1 pseudogene is annotated in these 459 nt (G+C 70.2%); it reads left to right on the top strand.

Annotated elements, in window-relative coordinates:
- Nucleotides 1-136 precede the first annotated feature (136 nt).
- Nucleotides 137-459, top strand: a pseudogene (gene recR, locus GVJ63_RS21910) (recombination protein RecR); the annotation flags it as partial.

A 459-nucleotide genomic window follows, 5' to 3' on the forward strand; every position in this document is an offset into this window, starting at 1 on the left:
GTTCAATGCCGCGGTGCGCAAGGCGGAGGAGACCTCGCAGGAGAAAATGGGCAAGCTGACCGCGGGCATGCCGGGCATGCCGCCCGGAATGAAGTTCCCGTTCTGACCTGACCCGTTTTCTCCGACGCCACGCCCCATGCCGCCTTCTTCCGACATGCACTCCCTCGACGCCCTCGTGCAGGCCCTGCGGCGCCTGCCGGGCGTGGGCGTGAAATCGGCGCAGCGCATGGCGTTCCACCTGCTGCAGCACGACCGTCCGGGCGCGGAGGTACTCTCGCGCGCGTTGCACGAGGCCACGCTGTCGGTGCGGCACTGCGCGCGCTGCCACACCTTCACCGAAGGCGAGGTGTGCTCGACCTGCCTCGATCCGACGCGCGACGCGTCCCGGCTGGCCGTGGTCGAGACTCCCGCGGACCAGGCGGCGCTGGAGCGCACCGGTGCCTTCCGCGGGCTGTACTT

This window comes from Pantoea sp. 18059 (assembly GCF_902706165.1).
GTDB classification, from domain to species: domain Bacteria; phylum Pseudomonadota; class Gammaproteobacteria; order Enterobacterales; family Enterobacteriaceae; genus Pantoea; species Pantoea agglomerans.